Origin of the sequence: Dickeya sp. Secpp 1600 (genome assembly GCF_003049805.1) — a bacterium.
GTDB classification, from domain to species: Bacteria; Pseudomonadota; Gammaproteobacteria; order Enterobacterales; family Enterobacteriaceae; genus Dickeya; species Dickeya fangzhongdai.
On the sequence record NZ_CP023484.1, the window covers coordinates 656,211 to 671,901 of the forward strand.

The following is a 15,691-nucleotide window of genomic DNA, read 5'->3' on the forward strand; positions in this document are numbered from 1 at the left end:
ATAGCGGGGCGGAGAAGCATTACAGTTCCTGTTCAAACAATACCAGTATTGCTTCATACAGTTGCTTGACGCTGAAGCCCCGGGCTGGGGTGGTGAAAATGGTATCGTCGCCGGCGATGGTGCCGAGAATCCCTTCCGATTTGCCCAGCGAGTCCAGCAGGCGGGCGATCAGCTGGGCTGCGCCAGGGCTGGTGTGAATCACGACCACCGCGTCGTTGTAATCCACGTCCAGCACCAGGTTTTTTAGCGGGCTGGTGGTGGTGGGAACACCCAGTTCGGCAGGCAGACAGTAAACCATTTCCATCTTCGCGTTGCGGGTACGCACCGCGCCAAACTTGGTCAGCATGCGGGATACCTTGGACTGGTTGATGTTCTCGAACCCATCGTCCTGCAGCGCCTGCACAATTTCGCTTTGCGAACTGAATTTCTCTTCTTTTAACAGCGCTTTGAACGCCTTAACCAGATCTTCTTGTTTAGTGGAGTTACGCATTCTGCACCGTGTCCGGGAAAAAGTGGAACATGCGGCCATTATGCATTTGAATGAATTTTTATGCAATATGAGCGCGTATAAAACCGGATTATTGGCCTGAGACAGCGGACTTAGTGGGCGGTGGGGCAATACTTTACCAGGGTGTCAAAAAATGTGCTCTTCATCACATAAAAGTAAAATAAATGTTATCAAAATGATGTTGTTTGGAGGCTGATGGTCGGTGTAATGTAACACACCCGTTAATCAGTCGTGGGCTTATGCCGGGGCATACTACAATTGCCTGTTACTTTAATTACCTTTCAGATATCAGGCAGATTGTTAGTTTATTATTAATCACATAGTGCGTTATCGCTGCGTGCCTATTTATCGCTGCGGACCTATGTAGTGTCCTTCTGAAAACAGGTCTGACGCCTGGCTTCTCTCGCGAGCATAAACGTTTTTAACTAAACGCATCCACGGTAATTTTACTTAACATAATAAGGAGTTTAGGATGAAAGTTGCAGTTCTCGGAGCCGCAGGTGGTATTGGTCAAGCCCTTGCCCTTCTCCTCAAAACCCAGCTTCCTTCAGGTTCAGAGCTCTCTCTTTATGATATCGCCCCCGTTACGCCGGGTGTAGCTGTCGATCTGAGCCACATTCCCACCGATGTGAAAATCAAAGGTTTCAGCGGTGAAGATGCTACTCCTGCTCTGGAAGGCGCAGATGTTGTGCTGATGTCTGCCGGGGTGGCCCGTAAGCCGGGGATGGATCGTTCCGACCTGTTTAATGTGAACGCAGGGATTGTGCGTAACCTGGTTTCGCAGATTGCCCGTACCTGCCCTAAAGCCTGTATCGGCGTTATCACCAACCCGGTCAATACCACGGTGGCGATTGCCGCCGAAGTGCTGAAGCAGGCCGGCGTGTATGACAAAGACAAACTGTTTGGCGTCACGACGCTGGACATTATCCGTTCCAGCACTTTCGTTGCCGAACTGAAAGGCAAACAGCCGCAGGCCATCGACGTGCCGGTTATCGGCGGCCACTCCGGCGTCACCATCCTGCCGTTGTTGTCCCAGATTCCGGGCGTGAGCTTCACCGAGCAGGAAGTGGCCGATCTGACCAAACGTATTCAGAATGCGGGCACCGAAGTTGTGGAAGCGAAAGCCGGCGGCGGGTCAGCAACCCTGTCTATGGGTCAGGCAGCCGCACGCTTTGGTCTGTCTCTGGTTCGCGCTCTGCAGGGTGAAAGCGGCGTGGTTGAGTGCGCTTATGTGGAAGGCGATGGCAAACACGCTCGTTTCTTTGCTCAACCGCTGTTGCTGGGCAAAAACGGCATTGCCGAGCGTAAAGACATCGGTGCGCTGAGCGCGTTTGAACAACAGGCTCTGGTTAGCATGCTGGATACCCTGAAGCAGGATATCGCGCTGGGCGAAGAGTTCGTTAACAAGAAATAATCACCTTTGTGTGAACATACTGTTGATAAGGCCGGAGTCTATTCTCCGGCCTTTCTTTTTTCCGGAAGCATTATTCGGATTGCGGATCAGACGGCGGACGGATCAGTTTTTTGCGGTCGAGTAGTTCTTGTGTTTCAGGATCGTAATAGCGACTGGGCCATATTTCCGATGGGTGAATACCCAGCGCGTCGGCTATTAACCATTCGCCCTTCGGCCATGGGCGGGATAAAGCATTGGCCAGTGTGGAAGAACTCAACCCGGCGGCTCGTGATACGGCCGCGAGCGTTGTCCCTTTCTTTCTCAGTGCCGCAATAATATCGGCGGGATGCCAGTCATTTTTCCTTGAATTCATAATCCTTCCCTTATTGCTATTAAGACGACAGCGTATTAATGGTATAACTAACGGCTCATGGTGAATGGTTTCGCTAACCAAAAGCCATTATTTGGAAATAATATAGCACCAATTTCCTTAATATTTCCAAATTAATTTCCAAATGGATCTGAATAGGTAACGAGTATCTCTATCGGGATGAAAAGGACATGAAAAAAGAGTGGTTTGCGACCAGCGAATTGGTTGGTATTGGCGGACTCCCTAAATCACGGCAAGGATTGAATAAGCGAGCCCGAGAAGATGGTTGGGAAAAGCGTCGCCGTAAAGGTGTACAAGGACGAGGGGTAGAATATTCTATCCATAGCTTGCCTCAGTCTGTTCAGCAAACACTGCTGATGCAGGAAACGTCAGGTGAATATTCGGCAAAGCCGTCAGACATGCTGTCAGTCTGGATCCAGATTTACCATCAGTTATCTGTCCCGGAACGGGAAAAACTGATTGCGTATATCATGCGCGAAGGCGTGTCTGCCACGCTGAAACAGCTGGGTCTTGCCAATCCGGCAAGCGCGACTTTGATAAAAGATTTTTCTGATTAAGTGACTCAGCCATTCCCGATTTTCTGTATTGCGGAATGGCTTTCTCCCCTCTTTATCCTCACCTGATTTCTCTCTGTGGAACTTTCCTGATCGCGATTAATGCTACCTTTAACACTATTGCATTAGTGGTTTGAATAAAATTAGTCTATTATATGGAAACGTAATTGCTGTTTTAGTCATCTAATTGCGTATTCGTATCAGGAACGAGATGAAAGGGAGAAGGATGATGGAAAAGGCATGGTTTACCACTAATGAATTGTTAGGCGTGGCAGGGTTGCCGAAGTCTCGCCAGGGGCTCAATAAAAGAGCCAAGGAACATGGCTGGGAGAAACGGCGTCGCAAAGGTGTTCAGGGTAAGGGCGTCGAATACGCTGTCTGGAGCTTGCCGGAGGAGGTGAAAACCAGCCTCATGCAGGAAACCCCGCCCGACTACGTCGGGAAATCGGCGACTGTTCAGGAACACACCTGGATACAGATTTACCACCAGCTTTCCGTGGAAGAACGTACCCGGCTGATTGGACATATTCTGCGCGAAGGGGCGATGGGAATGCTGGCCCGCCTGGAAAACGGGCCGCAGGAGTACAAAATTAAGGAAGAATGACTCAGAAGTCGCGTTGTACCGCGAGATGAGCCAGGCCTTCAAGCGCCGTGCGAAAATCACTGGCAGGCAGGCATTGAATAGCGGTAATAGCTTTGTCGGCTTCTTCTTCGGCTCTCTGTCGGGTGTAAGCCAGAGAGCCGCAGGATTGCATGGCCGCCAGCACGGGCTCCAGCAAATGGCGCCCATTACCTTCTTCGATCGCCTGGCGGATCATGGCGCGCTGCTCTTCGTTGCCGTGATGCATGGCATGCAGCAACGGCAACGTGGGCTTGCCTTCATTCAAGTCGTCGCCGGTATTTTTCCCCAGCGTTTTGCCGTCGGCGCTGTAATCGAGCAAATCGTCAATCAGTTGGAAGGCGGTGCCGAGGTAACGGCCGTAGTCCTGTAAGGCCTGTTCCTGCTCGCTGCTGGCGCCCGACAAAATGGCGGATGACTGCGCCGCCGCCTCGAACAACCGGGCCGTTTTGCTGTAAATCACCCGCATGTAACTGTCTTCGGTAATGTCCGGATCGTTGCAGTTCATGAGCTGGAGCACTTCGCCTTCTGCGATGACGTTGACGGCGTCGGACATCACCGACATGACGCGCAACGAAGCCAGGCTGGTCATCATCTGAAAAGCGCGGGTATAAATGAAGTCGCCTACCAGCACACTGGCGGCATTGCCGAACGCGGCATTTGCCGTAGCTTTTCCCCGACGCATATCGGATTCGTCGACCACATCGTCGTGAAGGAGAGTGGCGGTATGGATGAATTCAATCAGCGCGGCAACGGTAATGTGTTTGTCACCCTGGTAGTTCAGCGCCCTGGCGGTTAATACCGCAATCATAGGCCGGATACGCTTGCCGCCGCCGCTGATGATGTAATTTCCTAACTGATTGATCAGGACAACGTCGGAGTTGAGCTGATCCAGTATGGTCTGGTTGACGGCGGCCATATCCTGTGCGCTTAACGCTGTGATTTGCTCTAAGTTCATTGTTTCTGCCAGCTGATTGCTTCTGTTTCTGCCGTGAAAATGCTGATGGTGTCGGCACTGAAAAGGGGAACGTTAGGCCTGATTGTACTTGAAAAACGGCGCAGATAAACGGCAGTTCATGGGTTGTATCCTTTTTCTTCACATTGATTGATTCTGCGCTTGTCATCAGTGGGTTTTTTGCGTAGAATTCGCGCCCTATTGTGAATATTTATAGCGCGCTTCACATCATTCAAAGAAGCACGCGGAAAGCGGAGTTTTATATGTACGCGGTTTTCCAAAGTGGTGGTAAACAACACCGAGTAAGCGAAGGCCAGACCGTTCGCTTGGAAAAGCTGGACATCGCAACCGGTGAAGCTGTTGAGTTTGACCAGGTTCTGATGGTTGCCAATGGTGAAGATGTCAAAATCGGCGTTCCTTTCGTCGACGGCGGCAAAATCAAGGCTGAAGTCGTTGCTCACGGCCGTGGCGAGAAAGTTAAAATCGTTAAGTTTCGTCGCCGTAAACACTACCGTAAGCAGGCTGGCCACCGTCAGTGGTTCACTGACGTGAAAATCACCGGCATCAGCGCTTAAGTTTTAGGAGAGCGGATTAATGGCACACAAAAAAGCTGGCGGTTCTACTCGTAACGGCCGCGACTCAGAAAGCAAACGTCTTGGCGTAAAACGCTTCGGCGGTGAATCAGTTCTGGCTGGCAGCATCATCGTTCGTCAGCGTGGCACCAAGTTCCACGCAGGCAGCAACGTAGGCTGCGGTAAAGACCACACCCTGTTTGCTCTGTCTGACGGTAAAGTCAAATTCGAAGTTAAAGGCCCGAACAGCCGTAAATATATCAGCATCGTCGCTGAGTAATTTTTCGGTATCAGGTTGAATAATAAAGCCCTGCAACTTGTTGCAGGGCTTTTTACATTTGCGCGGCACAATACAGATACGCGGCATAATACAGAAATCGATAAAAAGAACAGGTGATGTGATGAAACAGAATGCTGTCATCGGGTTTTGTCTGGCGCTGACTACCGCCATATGCTGGGGAGCGCTGCCAATCGCGATGAAACAGGTTCTGGTAGCGATGGAGCCTTATACCATCGTCTGGTACCGCTTTTTGATCGCCTCCGTCGGGCTGTGGATTTTCCTGTACAGCAAAGGCAAATTGCCGACGCCGCGGGTATTTGATCATCAGCGTTGGTGGATTCTGCTGTTGATAGCCACCGGCGGGTTGCTGGGCAATTTCGTGCTGTTCAGCTCATCTTTGCAATATCTGAGCCCTACGGCGTCGCAGGTGATCGGGCAGTTGTCGACGGTGGGGTTGATGGTTGCCAGCGTTGTGATCCTCAAGGAAAAGATGCGCGTGAATCAAATCATCGGCGCTGGGGTACTGATTTGCGGATTATTGATGTTTTTCAACAATAGTCTGGTGGAGCTTTTTACCCGACTGACGGATTACACCTTCGGGATATTGCTGGGGGTAGCGGCTTCCACGGTATGGGTGGCCTATGGCGTGGCACAAAAGGTGTTACTGCGTCGTCTGACTTCGCAACAGCTGCTTTTTCTGCTGTATACGCTCTGTGTACTGTTTATCACCCCGTTGGCAAAACCGGGGGGGATTTTCCAACTGACTGGCTGGCAATTGGCCTGTCTGCTGTTTTGCGGCGCGAATACTCTGGTGGGATACGGGGCGCTGGCTGAGGCTATGGCGCGCTGGCAGGCCGCTCAGGTGAGTACCATCATTACGCTGACGCCGTTGTTTACGCTGTTTTTTTCGGATTTATTGTCATTGGCCTGGCCTTCGGTATTTGCCGCGCCGGCACTCAATCTGCTGGGGTATATCGGCGCCTTTGTCGTGGTGACCGGCGCGATGTTCTCTGCGATTGGGCATCGTCTGATCGCATTAAAACGCGACAAGCGTCCTAGGGTTTGATGAGGTAGGAACAGGCCGCGCGGATACTCTGAACAAAGGGTGGCGAAGCGAATCAGGGCTGATTATTTTTAATACAGGTGAAATCCTTTCGCCAAGCAGGTACAATCAGCGCCCTTTTATCGGAACGGTTCTGATGCGTCGGTTTTTCAGTGGCAGGTGACATACTGCGGTTATCTGTCATCAACCCAATTCGTTGAGCCAAAGAGAACCAATAAATTATTCAAACGCGTCGGTCATTCTCTATTGGTTTTTTGCGGAGACAGTTCATGAAGTTTGTAGATGAAGCCACCATTCTGGTGGTGGCGGGTGACGGTGGCAATGGCTGTGTCAGCTTCCGTCGTGAAAAATATATTCCCAATGGCGGGCCTGACGGCGGCGACGGCGGCGACGGCGGCGATGTCTACCTGCTGGCGGATGAAAACCTTAATACCCTGATTGACTACCGCTTTGAGAAAAGCTTCCGTGCGGAACGCGGCCAGAATGGTCAGAGCCGTGACTGCACCGGCAAGCGTGGCAAAGACATCACCATCAAGGTCCCCGTCGGTACGCGCGTGCTGGATAAAAGCACGGGTGAAGTACTGGGTGATATGACCCGTAATCAGCAGAAACTGATGGTCGCCAAAGGCGGATGGCACGGGCTGGGTAATTCCCGCTTCAAATCCTCCGTCAACCGTGCGCCGCGACAGAAAACCAACGGTACGCCGGGCGAAGAGCGTGAGTTGATGCTGGAGCTGTTGCTGCTGGCGGATGTCGGTATGCTGGGTTTGCCGAATGCCGGGAAATCAACGTTTATTCGCGCAGTGTCGGCCGCTAAGCCGAAGGTGGCGGATTATCCGTTTACCACGCTGGTGCCGAGCCTGGGCGTGGTGCGCATGGACAGCGAGAAGAGCTTCGTGGTGGCAGACATCCCCGGTCTTATCGAAGGCGCGTCCGAAGGCGCTGGGCTGGGGATCCGTTTCCTGAAGCATCTGGAGCGCTGCCGCGTGTTGCTGCATCTGATCGATCTGGCGCCGATCGATGAATCCGATCCGATCGAAAATGCCAAAGTGATCGTTAATGAATTGCAGCAGTACAGCGCGTCTCTGGCGGAAAAACCGCGCTGGCTGGTGTTCAACAAGGTTGATCTGCTGGAGAAAGGCGAGGCGGAAAAACGCGCGAAAGAGATCGCGACCGCACTTGGCTGGGAAGGTAAATATTACCTGATTTCCGCAGCCAACCGGGAAGGGGTAAATGCCCTGTGCTGGGATGTGATGAATTTCCTCAATACTCAGCCGAAAGCGCTGGCCGAAGCAGAGAACAAGGCGCCTGAGAAAGTCGACTTCATGTGGGATGATTACCACCGCGAACAGTTGGAAGCCGCCAAGGCGGAAGCTGAAGAGGAGTGGGATGACGACTGGGATGAAGATGACGACGAAGGCGTTGAAATTATTTACCAGCATTAATCGCCACCAGGCCATCTAGGCAGTGGTCGAAAAGAAAAATTTGCTTGTTAGTTGTGTATGTTTCCCTTATCTGCCAGGCAGATAAGGGAATTTTTTATCAGTCAGTTAATTGTTCTGGTATATATCTTTGTAAACGCGGCTTTCGAAGCGAACCAGCGGAATGCGGCGTTCTTTTTGATCTTCCGGTGGAACCGCGTAACCGGAGAGATACTGTACGAAGGCCATTCGCTGGCCGCTGGCGGTGGTGATAAAGCCCGCCAGGTTGTACACCCCTTGCAACGCGCCGGTTTTGGCCGAGACTTTGCCATCAAGCCCGGCTTCATGCAGGCCGGCACGATAGCGTAATGTCCCGTCATAGCCCGCCAGCGGCAGCATCTTGATGTAATTCAATTCGTTATCGTGTTGAGCAATATACTGCAGCACCTGCATCATGGTTGCCGGCGCGATCAGGTTATGTCTGGACAACCCTGAGCCGTCAACGATGATGGTGTTGCCCAGGTCGATTCCGGCTTTCTGACGCAGGATCTGGCGAACGGCGTCAGCGCCGGCGCGCCAGGTTCCGGGAACCTTGAAACGCTCATGCCCGATGGTGCGAAATACGGTATCGGCAATCATGTTGTCCGATTTTTTCAGCATGGTGGTCAACAATTCGTGCAACGGCTCCGACTCGGTTTGCGCCAGTACGGTGCCGGGAGCGCCAGGCAGCGATTGCCGGCGCAGGCTGCCGGCGATGCGGATGTCCGCCTGTTGCAGTTCGTCTTTCACGATCGCGCCGGCGTAGCTGGCGCCGTCCTGTATGGCGAACGCCAGCGGCAACGGTTCGGCGCGCTGCGTCAGGCAGCCAGTAACGGTAAAGCGGTTGAGTTCACCCGGCACTACATCCAACTCGCAATACTGAGCGTCTGGGGAGCCTTTCGCCAGGGTGCGAACTTCACTGAACATTTGCACCGGATAATAGGACGCGACGCGGATAAATGCGTTATCGCCTGCCTTGGGGGCGCTGTAGAGCGAGATGGAAAAACAGTTTTTGTCGACAATCGCGGCAGCGGGCGGCGCGCTGAAACACTGAGTCATATCATTCCAGGGCCAGCCGGGCGCCTTGTCGTGGCTGGCGAATACGGACGTATCGATCAGGACGTCACCGCTGATTTCTCGAATTCCCCGTTTCTTGAGTTCCTGTACCATGTTACGGAGTTGCTGTCGTTTCAGCGATGGATCGCCGCTGAAGCGCACCACCAGATTGCCGCGTAATACCCCGTTGGCGAGCGTGCCTTTGCTTTCCATCGTGGTGATGAAACGGTAATCCGGCCCCAGTTGCAACAGCGCAGCCAGCGCGGTGATGACTTTCTGCGTACTGGCGGGCAGCGCCATCTGCTGACTGTGATAATCGACAGCCGGGGTAGATGCTCCGACTTTTTGCACCACCAGCGCCAGATTGGCCCCATCGGGCAGATATTTGGTGTACTCGTCAATGGGGGCGGCGTTGGCCTGTAGGGCAACTGCGCAGGCAAAACCGGTCAGAATCGATAAAAAACGCATAATCTCAATTAAGTACAGGGTAACGTGGTGGTCATACTACGGCGCATCAAGGGATAAAGTAAACGATGACCCTGGTGGAACTCTGGGGTAAAATGCGTATCAAAATGCAAAAACGCGTCTGGCCTGGAAGGAATGTTCCGGGCGAGGCTATTTTTGTTTAAATTGTCAGGATGACGGTAACGTGAGCCGTACGGATTTTTTAGAGGTAGTGACGATATGAAACAATTTCCGATGACGTTGCGTGGTGCTGAAAAGTTACGCGAGGAGCTGGACTTCCTGAAGTCAGTACGCCGGCCCGAAATTATTGCGGCGATTGCCGAGGCGCGTGAGCACGGTGATTTGAAAGAAAACGCAGAATACCATGCCGCTCGCGAGCAGCAGGGATTCTGTGAAGGTCGGATTCAGGAAATTGAAGCCAAACTGTCTAACGCCCAGGTTATCGACGTCACCAAGATGGCGGCGAACGGTCGCGTGATTTTTGGCGCTACGGTAACCGTGATGAACCTGGATACCGAAGAAGAGCAGACCTACCGTATCGTGGGTGACGACGAAGCCGACTTCAAACAGAACCTCATTTCTGTCAACTCGCCGATTGCGCGGGGGTTAATAGGCAAAGAAGAGGATGACGTGGTGACGATCAGCACGCCGGGCGGGGTCGTGGAGTACGAAATCCTGAAGGTGGAATATCTCTGATTCCTATTGACTGGCAAGGCGCCAGCCTCGATTGTAAAGAAAGGAAAAAGGCCGATATCGGCCTTTTTTCTCACCAGCGGGTCATGGAACCTTGCCGGGAAACAGGGTAACCTGAACCGAAAATGTTAACGGGGCAACACAATCTTGCGTTCTTTTGACGCACGATAGAGTACCAGAGTGTGGCCGATGACCTGGACATTACTGGCGCCGGTTTCGCGCAGAATGGCATCGACAATCAGGCCCTTGGTTTCACGATCCTCAGCGGCGATTTTCACCTTGATCAGTTCGTGATGTTCCAAAGCCTGCTCGATTTCAGCCAGCACACCTTCAGTGAGGCCGTTGTTGCCCAGCATGACGACCGGCTTCAACGGGTGAGCCAGGCCTTTCAGGTGCTGTTTTTGTTTGTTACTCAGATTCATTGTCTTTTTTGCTTAGGTTGGGATTGAAAACGGGCCATTCTACCGCCATCTCATGATTATCACCAATCCGGCTATACAGATTGGCTGTCGTTGAGACGTTTTGCCCGCCGCTGGCACTTAATTAACACTAGTTAGAAAAAATCATAGTTGGAAAATCGATGGCTAACAAAAAGCGTTCTGCAAGTTCCACCCGCTGGTTGCAGGAACACTTTAGCGACAAATATGTACAGCAGGCGCAGAAAAAAGGGCTTCGCTCGCGCGCTTGGTTTAAACTTGATGAGATACAGCAGACTGACCGGCTGTTCAAACCCGGCATGACCGTGGTGGATCTTGGCGCAGCGCCAGGCGGATGGTGCCAGTATGTTGTCAGTCAGATTGGTGGAAAAGGGCGCATTATCGCGTGCGATCTTTTACCGATGGATCCTATTGTTGGAGTCGATTTCCTTCAAGGGGATTTCCGTGATGAATTAGTGCTCAAAACCCTGCTGGAGCGGGTTGGAGACGAGAAGGTTCAGGTGGTGATGTCCGACATGGCCCCGAACATGAGCGGTACTCCGGCGGTGGATATTCCCCGCGCCATGTATCTGGTTGAACTTGCGCTGGACATGTGTCGGGATATATTAGCGCCCGGTGGCAGTTTCGTAGTGAAAGTATTTCAGGGAGTGGGCTTCGATGAGTATCTGCGTGAGATTCGCTCCCTGTTTACGACGGTGAAGATTCGTAAGCCAGATGCCTCGCGAGCCCGGTCCCGTGAGGTGTACATTGTAGCGACAGGTCGTAAACTGTAGTACCCTGACGCTATTTTTTAACACAGTTGTAATATGAGGTTAATCCCTTGAGTGACATGGCGAAAAACCTGATTCTCTGGTTGGTCATCGCGGTAGTGCTGATGTCCGTATTCCAGAGCTTTGGGCCCAGCGAGTCGAATGGCCGTAGGGTGGATTATTCAACCTTTTTGACTGAAGTGAATCAGGATCAGGTCCGTGAAGCGCGTATCAACGGGCGCGAGATCAATGTTGTCAAAAAAGACAGCAGCCGCTACACCACGTACATCCCTGTCAACGATCCTAAACTGCTGGATAACCTTCTGACCAAAAATGTGAAAGTGGTTGGCGAACCGCCGGAAGAACCGAGCCTGCTGGCTTCTATCTTCATTTCCTGGTTCCCGATGCTGTTGCTGATTGGTGTCTGGATTTTCTTCATGCGCCAGATGCAGGGCGGAGGCGGCAAAGGTGCCATGTCTTTTGGTAAAAGCAAGGCACGGATGCTGACGGAAGATCAGATTAAAACCACGTTCGCCGATGTGGCGGGCTGTGATGAAGCCAAAGAAGAAGTTGCCGAGCTGGTGGAGTACCTGCGCGAGCCGAGCCGCTTTCAGAAACTGGGCGGTAAAATTCCGAAAGGCGTGCTGATGGTCGGCCCGCCGGGGACCGGTAAAACCTTGCTGGCGAAAGCCATCGCCGGTGAAGCGAAAGTGCCGTTTTTCACCATTTCCGGTTCCGACTTCGTAGAAATGTTTGTGGGCGTCGGTGCTTCTCGCGTGCGTGACATGTTCGAGCAGGCCAAGAAAGCTGCACCCTGCATCATCTTTATTGATGAAATCGACGCCGTGGGCCGCCAGCGTGGCGCGGGTCTGGGCGGTGGTCATGACGAACGCGAGCAGACGCTGAACCAGATGCTGGTTGAGATGGATGGTTTTGAAGGCAACGAAGGCATCATCGTTATCGCCGCGACTAACCGTCCCGACGTGCTGGACCCGGCGTTGCTGCGTCCCGGTCGTTTTGACCGTCAGGTGGTGGTTGGCTTGCCGGATGTCCGTGGCCGTGAACAGATTCTGAAAGTCCATATGCGCCGCGTACCGCTGTCGCCGGATATTGACGCTTCCGTTATCGCACGTGGTACGCCGGGCTTTTCCGGTGCGGATTTGGCTAACCTGGTGAACGAAGCTGCGTTGTTTGCGGCTCGCGGCAACCGTCGCGTGGTTTCGATGGTGGAATTCGAGAAGGCCAAGGACAAAATCATGATGGGGGCGGAACGCCGCTCTATGGTGATGACCGAAGCGCAGAAAGAATCCACCGCCTATCACGAAGCGGGTCATGCGATTATCGGCCGTCTGGTGCCGGAGCACGATCCGGTGCACAAAGTGACGATTATCCCGCGCGGTCGTGCTCTGGGTGTGACTTTCTTCCTGCCTGAGGGTGATGCGATCAGCGCCAGCCGTCAGAAACTGGAAAGCCAGATTTCCACGCTGTACGGCGGCCGTCTGGCTGAAGAAATCATCTACGGATCCGAGCATGTTTCTACCGGCGCTTCCAACGACATCAAAGTGGCGACGTCCATCGCCCGCAACATGGTGACGCAATGGGGCTTTTCGGAAAAGCTGGGGCCTTTGCTGTATGCGGAAGAAGAAGGCGAAGTGTTCCTCGGTCGTTCTGTAGCCAAAGCCAAGCATATGTCGGATGAAACGGCGCGTATCATCGATCAGGAAGTTAAGGCATTGATCGAGCGTAACTATCAGCGTGCCCGCGAATTGCTGATGGCCAATATGGACATTCTGCATTCGATGAAGGACGCGCTGATGAAGTATGAGACTATCGATGCGCCGCAAATCGATGATCTGATGTCGCGTAAAGACGTTCGCCCGCCAGCCGGCTGGGAAGAACCGACTTCGGGCAATAACTCTTCGTCGTCTGACAATGGCGGGGCTCCTAAGGCGCCGACGCCGGCGGATGAACCTCATGCGCCGACACCGGGCAATACCATGTCCGGGCCTTTGAACGACAAGTAATGGTATGACGGCCCCCTGGCGGGCCACAGCTTCCCTCCAACCCCGGCTTGCCGGGGTTTTTTACTCCGGTAGGGCATGCTGGCTAGACGAATTTGAGAAGCAAAACATGAAACTGAACGCTCGTGGATTGACGCTGGATCTCTCCTGTCCCCAGGTTATGGGGATCTTGAATGTCACCCCGGATTCCTTCTCCGACGGCGGTAAACACAACACGCTGAACACGGCTTTGATCCATGCCGAGCAGATGATTTCTGCTGGCGCCAATTTCATTGATGTGGGGGGCGAGTCTACCCGACCGGGCGCAGACGAAGTCAGTACCGATGAAGAGTTGGAGCGGGTTGTGCCGGTGGTGGAAGCGCTGGCGCAACGCTTTGAAACCTGGATTTCGGTGGATACGTCCAAGCCTGAAGTGATTACCGCCTGTGCGCAGGCCGGCGCACACCTTATCAACGATATTCGGGCGCTTAGAGAGCCGGGTGCGCTGGAGGCGGCGGCGGCAACAGGTCTTCCTGTGTGCCTGATGCATATGCAGGGATTGCCGAGAACCATGCAACACACGCCGCATTATGACGATGTGGTAGGTGAGGTTTCGGCGTTTTTTGAGCATCATATTGCCCGTTGTGTCGCCGCCGGTATTCCGCGCGACCAGTTATTGCTGGATCCTGGGTTCGGCTTCGGCAAGAATCTGCAGCATAATTATCGGTTGCTGGGGAACCTGGAAGAATTACATCGCTTCGGTTTGCCGTTGCTGGTTGGTATGTCCAGAAAAACCATGATTGGGCAATTGCTGGGTGTTCCGCCGCTTGAACGGGTTTATGGCAGTGTAGCAGCGGCGGTTATTGCCGCGATGAAGGGTGCCCATATTATCCGTGTCCATGATGTGAAAGCGACGGTGGATGCAATACGTGTAGTCGAAGCAACTCTATCAGCGAAGGAATAACAACAATTATGAGTAGCCGCAAATATTTTGGCACTGACGGTATTCGGGGCAAGGTGGGCGATCTGCCGATTACGCCTGATTTTGTATTGAAGCTGGGATGGGCTGCCGGCAAAGTTCTGGCGCGTCATGGTTCCAGAAAAATTATTATTGGCAAAGATACCCGTATTTCCGGCTACATGCTGGAGTCTGCGCTTGAGGCCGGGCTGGCGGCGGCTGGCTTGTCCGCATCGTTCACCGGACCTATGCCAACCCCGGCGGTGGCTTATCTGACCCGTACCTTTCGTGCTGAAGCCGGGATCGTGATTTCGGCGTCACATAACCCCTACTACGACAACGGTATCAAGTTCTTTTCGATTGACGGCACCAAGTTGCCGGACGAAGTGGAGGAGGCGATCGAAGCAGAAATGGAAAAACCATTGACCTGCGTCGAATCCGCCGAATTGGGCAAGGCGAACCGTATCGTTGATGCTGCCGGGCGCTATATCGAATTTTGTAAAGGCACGTTTCCCAGTGAACTGAGCCTCAGCGGACTTAAAATCGTGGTGGATTGCGCCAATGGCGCTACCTACCACATTGCGCCCAGCGTGCTGCGTGAGTTAGGCGCACGGGTGATTGCCATTGGTTGTGAACCCGATGGCATGAACATCAATGAACAGTGCGGAGCTACTGACGTCACGCAATTGCAGGCGCGGGTGCTGTCTGAAAAAGCGGATGTCGGTCTGGCGTTTGATGGTGATGGCGATCGCCTGATTATGGTTGATCACCAGGGCAACAAAGTCGATGGCGATCAGATCCTGTACATTATCGCGCGCGAAGCGCTGCGTCAGGGGCAATTGCGCGGTGGTGCGGTCGGTACATTGATGAGCAACATGGGACTGGAGCTGGCGCTAAAACAGTTAGGCGTCCCGTTTGCTCGTGCCAAGGTGGGAGACCGCTACGTGCTGGAGTTGATGCAGTCGAAAGGCTGGCGTCTGGGCGCTGAAAACTCCGGCCACGTTATCCTGTTGGATAAAACCACTACCGGTGATGGCGTTATCGCAGGCTTACAGGTACTGACTGCCATGGTCCGCAACCATATGAGCCTGCATGACCTGTGCAGCGGCATGAAGCTCTTTCCGCAAATACTGGTCAATGTGCACTTCTCCGGAGAAGGAGATCCGCTGGAAAGCGAGCTGGTGAAGCAGGCCACGCAATCGGTGGAAGAGCAATTGGCCGGTCGTGGCCGGGTATTACTGCGTAAGTCCGGTACAGAGCCCTTGATCCGGGTCATGGTGGAAGGGGAAGACGAAGCGACGGTGACGCAGATGGCAAATCGCATTGCCGATGCGGTAAAAGCGGCCGGCTAAGGGCAGAATAATGCGCCGACGGTGGTGGCAGGCTGCGAATGCCTGTCACACGGCGTGATAGCGTGAATGCCTATGTAATCAGTCGGCTAGCCAGTATTTTCCGGTCTTTCTTTTTCGGCCGCTGGTTTTTTCCTCAATCAGTGGGTTGGCGCCAAATTACCCTTGCGTACACCCGATGCTTTAGTT

The 15,691-nt window shown here is 53.2% G+C and carries 17 protein-coding genes; 12 read left to right on the forward strand and 5 right to left on the reverse strand.

What is annotated here, in order from left to right:
- Nucleotides 1–19 precede the first annotated feature (19 nt).
- Complete coding sequence (argR, locus tag CPA59_RS03075; protein ID WP_013316302.1) at nt 20–490, reverse strand: transcriptional regulator ArgR; 471 nt, start codon at nt 488–490, stop codon at nt 20–22.
- A gap of 490 nt (nt 491–980) precedes the next feature.
- Between argR and mdh the strand changes: the two genes are divergently transcribed.
- Nucleotides 981–1,922, forward strand: a complete 942-nt coding sequence (gene mdh, locus CPA59_RS03080; RefSeq protein WP_038662455.1) for a malate dehydrogenase — start codon at nt 981–983, stop codon at nt 1,920–1,922.
- A 70-nt stretch (nt 1,923–1,992) separates the two neighbouring features.
- Here the strand turns inward: mdh and CPA59_RS03085 are convergent, their stop codons facing one another.
- Nucleotides 1,993–2,274: a helix-turn-helix transcriptional regulator gene (locus tag CPA59_RS03085; RefSeq protein ID WP_013316304.1), complete on the reverse strand. Its 282-nt coding sequence runs from the start codon at nt 2,272–2,274 to the stop codon at nt 1,993–1,995.
- A 188-nt stretch (nt 2,275–2,462) separates the two neighbouring features.
- On the opposite strand from CPA59_RS03085, the gene CPA59_RS03090 reads away from it, so the two are divergent.
- Nucleotides 2,463–2,849 (forward strand): DNA-binding protein, encoded by a 387-nt coding sequence (locus CPA59_RS03090; RefSeq protein WP_038917801.1) that lies wholly within the window; start codon nt 2,463–2,465, stop codon nt 2,847–2,849.
- Between the two features lie 226 nt (nt 2,850–3,075).
- The gene (locus CPA59_RS03095; RefSeq protein ID WP_038920789.1) at nt 3,076–3,450 is read left to right on the forward strand and encodes a DNA-binding protein; all 375 of its coding nucleotides are present in this window, start codon (nt 3,076–3,078) and stop codon (nt 3,448–3,450) included.
- Between the two features lies 1 nt (nt 3,451).
- Here the strand turns inward: CPA59_RS03095 and ispB are convergent, their stop codons facing one another.
- Nucleotides 3,452–4,423, reverse strand: coding sequence for an octaprenyl diphosphate synthase (gene ispB / locus CPA59_RS03100; protein WP_038662450.1), 972 nt, complete (start codon nt 4,421–4,423; stop codon nt 3,452–3,454).
- A 260-nt stretch (nt 4,424–4,683) separates the two neighbouring features.
- Here ispB and rplU point away from each other — a divergent pair, with 260 nt between their 5' ends.
- The 4 genes from rplU (at nt 4,684) to cgtA (ending at nt 7,780) form a co-directional block, all read left to right on the forward strand.
- Complete coding sequence (gene rplU, locus CPA59_RS03105; protein WP_016943772.1) at nt 4,684–4,995, forward strand: 50S ribosomal protein L21; 312 nt, start codon at nt 4,684–4,686, stop codon at nt 4,993–4,995.
- 19 nt (nt 4,996–5,014) lie between these two features.
- Nucleotides 5,015–5,272 carry a 50S ribosomal protein L27 gene (gene rpmA, locus CPA59_RS03110; protein WP_022632116.1) on the forward strand — a complete coding sequence of 86 codons (258 nt, stop codon included), beginning with the start codon at nt 5,015–5,017 and terminating at the stop codon, nt 5,270–5,272.
- Nucleotides 5,273–5,393: 121 nt separating this feature from the next.
- Nucleotides 5,394–6,338 (forward strand): DMT family transporter, encoded by a 945-nt coding sequence (locus CPA59_RS03115; RefSeq protein ID WP_049854587.1) that lies wholly within the window; start codon nt 5,394–5,396, stop codon nt 6,336–6,338.
- A gap of 266 nt (nt 6,339–6,604) precedes the next feature.
- On the forward strand, nt 6,605–7,780 hold the full coding sequence (cgtA, locus tag CPA59_RS03120; protein WP_107758685.1) for an Obg family GTPase CgtA: 1,176 nt from the start codon (nt 6,605–6,607) through the stop codon (nt 7,778–7,780).
- 105 nt (nt 7,781–7,885) lie between these two features.
- On the opposite strand, the gene dacB is transcribed toward cgtA, so the two are convergent.
- Nucleotides 7,886–9,319 (reverse strand): serine-type D-Ala-D-Ala carboxypeptidase, encoded by a 1,434-nt coding sequence (dacB, locus tag CPA59_RS03125; RefSeq protein ID WP_107758686.1) that lies wholly within the window; start codon nt 9,317–9,319, stop codon nt 7,886–7,888.
- Between the two features lie 216 nt (nt 9,320–9,535).
- Between dacB and greA the strand changes: the two genes are divergently transcribed.
- Nucleotides 9,536–10,012 carry a transcription elongation factor GreA gene (gene greA, locus CPA59_RS03130; protein ID WP_019843796.1) on the forward strand — a complete coding sequence of 159 codons (477 nt, stop codon included), beginning with the start codon at nt 9,536–9,538 and terminating at the stop codon, nt 10,010–10,012.
- A gap of 125 nt (nt 10,013–10,137) precedes the next feature.
- Here greA and yhbY read toward each other — a convergent pair whose 3' ends face one another.
- Nucleotides 10,138–10,431 carry a ribosome assembly RNA-binding protein YhbY gene (gene yhbY, locus CPA59_RS03135; protein ID WP_013316313.1) on the reverse strand — a complete coding sequence of 98 codons (294 nt, stop codon included), beginning with the start codon at nt 10,429–10,431 and terminating at the stop codon, nt 10,138–10,140.
- A 158-nt stretch (nt 10,432–10,589) separates the two neighbouring features.
- Here yhbY and rlmE point away from each other — a divergent pair, with 158 nt between their 5' ends.
- From rlmE to glmM, 4 genes are all read left to right on the forward strand, one after another.
- Complete coding sequence (rlmE, locus tag CPA59_RS03140) at nt 10,590–11,219, forward strand: 23S rRNA (uridine(2552)-2'-O)-methyltransferase RlmE (protein ID WP_038917805.1); 630 nt, start codon at nt 10,590–10,592, stop codon at nt 11,217–11,219.
- 47 nt (nt 11,220–11,266) lie between these two features.
- The gene (gene ftsH, locus CPA59_RS03145; RefSeq protein WP_071605151.1) at nt 11,267–13,219 is read left to right on the forward strand and encodes an ATP-dependent zinc metalloprotease FtsH; all 1,953 of its coding nucleotides are present in this window, start codon (nt 11,267–11,269) and stop codon (nt 13,217–13,219) included.
- Between the two features lie 106 nt (nt 13,220–13,325).
- Nucleotides 13,326–14,159, forward strand: a complete 834-nt coding sequence (gene folP / locus CPA59_RS03150) for a dihydropteroate synthase (protein ID WP_107758687.1) — start codon at nt 13,326–13,328, stop codon at nt 14,157–14,159.
- An 8-nt stretch (nt 14,160–14,167) separates the two neighbouring features.
- Nucleotides 14,168–15,505, forward strand: a complete 1,338-nt coding sequence (gene glmM, locus CPA59_RS03155) for a phosphoglucosamine mutase (protein WP_100848916.1) — start codon at nt 14,168–14,170, stop codon at nt 15,503–15,505.
- Nucleotides 15,506–15,691 lie beyond the last annotated feature (186 nt).

What these genes read in the sequence shown, in the direction of transcription:
- folP (WP_107758687.1), top strand. Translation starts at nt 13,326, where the DNA reads ATGAAACTGAACGCTCGTGGATTGACGCTGGATCTCTCCTGTCCCCAG.
- greA (WP_019843796.1), top strand. Translation starts at nt 9,536, where the DNA reads ATGAAACAATTTCCGATGACGTTGCGTGGTGCTGAAAAGTTACGCGAG.
- CPA59_RS03115 (WP_049854587.1), top strand. Translation starts at nt 5,394, where the DNA reads ATGAAACAGAATGCTGTCATCGGGTTTTGTCTGGCGCTGACTACCGCC.
- CPA59_RS03085 (WP_013316304.1), bottom strand. Translation starts at nt 2,274, where the DNA reads ATGAATTCAAGGAAAAATGACTGGCATCCCGCCGATATTATTGCGGCA.
- rlmE (WP_038917805.1), top strand. Translation starts at nt 10,590, where the DNA reads ATGGCTAACAAAAAGCGTTCTGCAAGTTCCACCCGCTGGTTGCAGGAA.
- CPA59_RS03090 (WP_038917801.1), top strand. Translation starts at nt 2,463, where the DNA reads ATGAAAAAAGAGTGGTTTGCGACCAGCGAATTGGTTGGTATTGGCGGA.
- yhbY (WP_013316313.1), bottom strand. Translation starts at nt 10,431, where the DNA reads ATGAATCTGAGTAACAAACAAAAACAGCACCTGAAAGGCCTGGCTCAC.
- argR (WP_013316302.1), bottom strand. Translation starts at nt 490, where the DNA reads ATGCGTAACTCCACTAAACAAGAAGATCTGGTTAAGGCGTTCAAAGCG.
- ispB (WP_038662450.1), bottom strand. Translation starts at nt 4,423, where the DNA reads ATGAACTTAGAGCAAATCACAGCGTTAAGCGCACAGGATATGGCCGCC.
- rplU (WP_016943772.1), top strand. Translation starts at nt 4,684, where the DNA reads ATGTACGCGGTTTTCCAAAGTGGTGGTAAACAACACCGAGTAAGCGAA.
- CPA59_RS03095 (WP_038920789.1), top strand. Translation starts at nt 3,076, where the DNA reads ATGGAAAAGGCATGGTTTACCACTAATGAATTGTTAGGCGTGGCAGGG.
- mdh (WP_038662455.1), top strand. Translation starts at nt 981, where the DNA reads ATGAAAGTTGCAGTTCTCGGAGCCGCAGGTGGTATTGGTCAAGCCCTT.
- rpmA (WP_022632116.1), top strand. Translation starts at nt 5,015, where the DNA reads ATGGCACACAAAAAAGCTGGCGGTTCTACTCGTAACGGCCGCGACTCA.
- cgtA (WP_107758685.1), top strand. Translation starts at nt 6,605, where the DNA reads ATGAAGTTTGTAGATGAAGCCACCATTCTGGTGGTGGCGGGTGACGGT.
- dacB (WP_107758686.1), bottom strand. Translation starts at nt 9,319, where the DNA reads ATGCGTTTTTTATCGATTCTGACCGGTTTTGCCTGCGCAGTTGCCCTA.
- glmM (WP_100848916.1), top strand. Translation starts at nt 14,168, where the DNA reads ATGAGTAGCCGCAAATATTTTGGCACTGACGGTATTCGGGGCAAGGTG.